5 protein-coding genes are annotated in these 4,874 nt (G+C 65.2%); all 5 read left to right on the forward strand.

Annotation, left to right across the window (positions count from 1 at the left end; translation table 11 throughout):
- On the forward strand, positions 1 to 935 hold a 935-nt coding region (locus tag ACE5CZ_RS01395; protein ID WP_374945570.1), incomplete at its 5' end, for a glycosyltransferase.
- Positions 932 to 2,101, forward strand: a complete 1,170-nt coding sequence (locus ACE5CZ_RS01400; protein ID WP_374945571.1) for a glycosyltransferase family 4 protein — start codon at positions 932 to 934, stop codon at positions 2,099 to 2,101. The genes ACE5CZ_RS01395 and ACE5CZ_RS01400, both read left to right, overlap by 4 nt.
- Positions 2,102 to 2,111: 10 nt before the next feature.
- Positions 2,112 to 3,170, forward strand: a complete 1,059-nt coding sequence (locus ACE5CZ_RS01405; RefSeq protein ID WP_374945572.1) for a polysaccharide pyruvyl transferase family protein — start codon at positions 2,112 to 2,114, stop codon at positions 3,168 to 3,170.
- Positions 3,167 to 4,402: an oligosaccharide flippase family protein gene (locus tag ACE5CZ_RS01410; RefSeq protein ID WP_374945573.1), complete on the forward strand. Its 1,236-nt coding sequence runs from the start codon at positions 3,167 to 3,169 to the stop codon at positions 4,400 to 4,402. Before ACE5CZ_RS01405 ends, ACE5CZ_RS01410 begins: the two co-directional genes overlap by 4 nt.
- Positions 4,402 to 4,874 (forward strand): hypothetical protein (locus ACE5CZ_RS01415; RefSeq protein WP_374945574.1); only part of this gene is annotated, 473 nt, incomplete at its 3' end. The genes ACE5CZ_RS01410 and ACE5CZ_RS01415, both read left to right, overlap by 1 nt.

The raw sequence follows: 4,874 nt of genomic DNA on the forward strand, positions 1-4,874 counted from the left end.
AGCATCGAGTGAGCGTCGCAGGCCGAAACGTGACCTACCGGGCAATTCTCTCCGACGCGCGGGCAGTTCGCGGGGTCGTGGCGGGTCTGGCCAGCACGAATGTCGAAACCTATCTGATGGCATCCGACCCCCGGGTCGATCTCATGCTCTGGGGTCACGGGCGAAATTTCACGGCCAAGAACAATGCGCTGGATGGCCGGCTCGAACGATGGCTGTCGGGCAAGGCCTCGCACGTCTTCGCCTACACCGACCAGGGCAGACGTCATCTTGTCGATTCAGGGCTGGCGCCCGAGAAGGTGTCCACCGTAGTGAACAGCACCGACGTCGCCACCCTGCGCCGAGCGCAGGCATCGGCGACGGAGGCCGAACTGGCGCAGACTCGCGCGGACTACGATCTCGACGGCAAGGACGTGGCGTTGTTCGTCGGGGCATTCGACGAGCCGAAGCGACTGCCCTTCCTCTTCGAGGCCGCCGATCGTGTGGCCCGGCAGAACGCCAGGTTCAGGCTGCTTCTCGCCGGCGCCGGACCGTTGGACGCCTACGTCGGCGAACAGGTATCTCAGCGCGATTACGCCCGCACGATCGGGCGCAAGAACACGGAGGAACTGGCGTCTCTCTCCAACCTGGTCGACCTGATCGTCATGCCCGGCCGCGTAGGACTGGTCGCCGTGGACTCGCTCGCCCTCGGCGTTCCGCTCGCCACGACCTCGTATCCATTTCACGCACCGGAGTCCGAGTATCTCAATCGCAGCAATTCGATCTGGAGCGACGACGACCCGCAGAGCTATGCCTCATCGGTCAGCGCGTACTTCGCGTCGCCTGAGCTCCGACAGCAGACCAGGGAGCGTGCGCGTGCGGACGGTGCACAGTTCTCGCTTGAGAAAAGCGCCGACGTGTTCGTTCGGGGCATCATGACGGGACTGAGCGCGCGATGAGCGACTTCCGCTGGAACAGGCTCGTGAGCTACTACGCGCGCCCGCGCTCGTTCTCGACGGGCGGCGTCAACACGAGCCGACAGCAGTGGATGGCCGCGATCTCGAAGCAGGATATCGACGTGCTCGTCCTCTCGGCCGAAGGCGGATTCGACCGGGTTCTGGTCGACGCCCCGCGGCTCGGCTTCGCGACGCTCACGCACTGGGGCCGGCGCAGGATGACCATGGTGCCCCGGGGTCTCGGCGGGCGAATCCGCCGAGGCGATCTGGTCTACCTTCATGAGGGCTGGACGGTCAGCAACGTGGTGGCAGCCGCAGTCTGCCGCCTTCGCTCGATCGACTACGTCGTCTTTCCCCACGGCGTCTACTCCCCCGGCATCACCGAGCACCTGAGACTGCTGCGGGTGCGTGCGTTCATCGAGGACAAGGTACTCGACCACGCCCTGGCCGTTCATCTCTTCTTCGACAGCGAGATCGCCGAAGCCGCTGCCGTCAGCCCGAGTGCGAAGACCGTCGTATCCGTGACGGGTCTCGACTTGCCGGATGCGACGTGGGACGGTGGTCGACCGGATCGCTTCATCGCCTGGGTGGGCCGTTACGACATCCATCACAAAGGCATCGACACGCTCCTCGACGCGGTCGAGGGTATGTCTCCCGACGAACGCCCGCGGATCCGCATGCACGGACCGGATCACCTCGGCGACAAGGCTCGCGTGCGGCAGCTCGTCGACGAGAAGAAGCTCAACGATTGGGTCGATGTCGGTGGGGAGCTGAATCCGTCTCAGGTGAGGGAGTTCCTGCTCGAGAGCTGCGGATTCATCCATGTTCCACGGTGGGAGGCATTCGGTCGCACCATCGTCGAGGCACTGTCTGTCGGCTGCCCTGTCGTGCTCGCATCCGCAGCTCATATCTCCGCCCAGCTCGGTGCGGATTCTGCGGCCACGATCATCGACGGAGAGTCACGGTCCGACATCGCCCGGTCGCTCGGCGATCTGTGGAATCGTCGACTCCAGACGGGCCGGGCGGGGCGGGATTGGGTCGCGCGCGAGCTGTCTTGGGACGCCCGGGCCCGAGATCTGCTGGATCAGCTGAACCAGCTCTACGACGAAGAGCATCGAAAACCCAGAGGTTCGGGACCCACCCCAGTGACGGGAAGCACGAATGTCTAGGCGACCCGCGATGGGCCCGCGCTCCTTCATCTACCTGTCGGGTCCATACAAGAACGTGGGTGACGCCCTGATCCGGCGTCGTGCCCTGTCGTGGGCGAGAGAAATCGGCCCCGTCACCGTGCTGCTGGGAGGAAATCCATCCGAAGCGTGGTCGGAGGCTCTTGAGCTGGCCGCTGACGACACAATCCTGCGCTCCAAGTCGGCGTGGGTACGCGCGGCCGTCTCGCGGTCGAGCCGACCGGTACTCTTCATCGAACCCGGCGAGTTCAACACCGATCGCCGGTTTCTCCCGTTCCACGCATTCATGCTGACCGTGGCACTCCTCGTTCGTCTCCGTGGCGGGAGGGTCGCACAGGTGCCGCGGTCTCTGGCGCGGCGCTCGTCTGTCGGAACGCTGTTGTATCGCTCTGCGTTCGGCCGCCGGAGTGCCGTGCTCTGGCGCGAAGAGCCGTCGTGGACATATTTTCGACAGAAAGGCGACGTCGTTCCCGACATCGCCTTCGACGATCCCGATTCGGTCGCGACGACGTCGTTCCCGCGCGACCTCGTGGTCGTGTCGACGAGAAGCGACCGCCCGCCCCTCGACGATCGCCATCTCGAATGGATCAAGAATTTCGCCGACGACCACGCACTCTCCCTGGTGACCGTCTCCCAGGTCGCCGAAGACGACCCGCGCACAGCAGAACTGGCGCGCGCGCTCGACGCGAACCCTGTGCTGTGGGGGTTCAACTCGTCGAACGAACAGGAGGCCCTCGTCAGAAACCTCTATTCCCGGTCGGTGCTCGTCATCAGCGATCGACTGCATGTGCTGGTGCTTGCCGCGCTCCATGGCGCCTCACCGACCGAGGTCGTACCATCGCCCAACGGTAAGGCGGCGAAACACTTCGACGTCGTCGGCCTGCCCGGCATCTCGCACGACGCGACCCTGATCGCGTCGGCCCAGGGGATGCATGAGCTGCTCACGAGCGTGGTCGAGAGAGCAGCCGATGTTCGCGCTGCGGTGGCGTCCGCCCGTGTCCGGATAGACGCCGCTCGACAGGCTGTCGTCACCGAATCCTCGCGCTCGTGACCGACGGCACGAATCGACGCTTCTTCGGACAGTTCGCGTGGGTCACGTCGGGCAGAATCGTCGCGGCGCTCCTGCAAGCGCTGTCGCTGATCCTGATAGCCCGATTCGTGGATCCGTCGGAATTCGGAACCCTCTCGGCCGTACTCGGACTGGCGACAGTGGCGCAGACGGCGATCGACATGGGCGTGGGCACCTACATCACGCGAGAACGCGCCGCCTCCCCCGACAGCGGTGGAATCGCCACGGCCCTGCGCTTCAACATGCTCACCTCGCTGCTGCTGACCGCTCTCGTGCTCTGCGCGTTGACTGCAGCGGGCGTCTTCCTCGACCCCGTCTACCAGCTGATGCTTCCGCTGGCTTTCTGGGTCAGCGGTGAGAGAAACGCCGACGCCCGGCTCGCGGTCGTGTTCGCCGACGGCGACGTGTGGATCAACGTCGTGAACCTCATCGCTCGTCGGATCGTCGGCATCGTTCTCTTTCTGGCGCTCGCCTTCGCCGGCGTGGAGGCGCTCCTCGCGTATTGTCTCGCCGTCGCCGTCGCCGCCCTTCTCTCGTCGGGATTCGCCAACCTGTATGTGCGCAGCAGGATCACGGTTATCGCCTCCATCTCGTTTCGCGAGCTGATCCAGGAGAGCACCCCGTACTGGATCAACTCCGTGGCAACCCAGGCTCGAAACCTCGACGTCACCATCGCGGGCATCTTCGCCGGCTCCGTGCAGGCCGGCTTCTACGCGACGGCGAGCCGACTGACGAGCCCGCTGCGCATCCTGCCCACCTCACTGGCGAGCGTGCTGCTGCCTGCCGCGTCGAGGGCCAGCGCCCGATCCCACTCGCTCACCCCGCTGCTCAAGGTGGTCGTCGCCGTCATCGCGTTGATGACCGTGCTGTACGGCATCGTCTTCGTGCTCATGCCGTGGATCGTGCCACTCGCTCTGGGTGAGGCCTACAGCGGCGCCGTACCCACGATTCAGGTCGTTCTGGCGGGCCTCCCCTTCGCCGCAGCGACGTCGTTGTTCTCCTCACTGCTGCAGGGTCTGGGTCTGAAGAAATTCGTCGCGACTTCGGCCAGCATCTCGACGGTGACCTGCCTCGTTCTGGTGGCGCTCTTCGCACCCGTCTGGGGCTCGCTGGGTGCGGGACTCGCCCTGTCGATCTCCTTCGCCGCCCAGGCCGCCATCCTCATAGCGCGGTTCGCACGCTCACAGACCCGACCGACAGGAGAGATCGCGTGATGCCCACCTCATCATCCCGCCGTTCGGTTTACTGCAGCATCGCAGCCCAATGGGACAACCTCGGTGACATCGCGATACGTCAGACCTCCATCGACTGGCTCGCGGATGCCGGCGTTCCCCTGGTCATCTTCACCGGATCGATGCCGCCCGACTATGTGCGGGCCTTCACCCTTCCGAAATCGGCCCGGCTCGTGTCGAGTCGGAGCTTGTTCGCCGTCAGCCTTGTCGGCGCCTGTCTTCGACGCCGGGCGCATCTGCTGTTCGCACCGGGCCCTTTTCAGATAAGGTCGGGCCGCGCATCGGTCGCGAAGAGCCTTGTCAATCTCGGCAACATTCTCGCGGTTCGCGCATCCGGGGGGCGGGTCGTCGCCCTAGGCCGGGCGATTCGGGGACGGGCCCAGCCATCGTTCGCCATCGAGCGTTTCGCCCTAGCGCGCTTCGCCTACTTCGTCGTTCGCGACCACGTCAGTTC

It is taken from the genome of Agreia sp., from assembly GCF_964263775.1.
Lineage (GTDB): Bacteria > Actinomycetota > Actinomycetes > Actinomycetales > Microbacteriaceae > Agreia.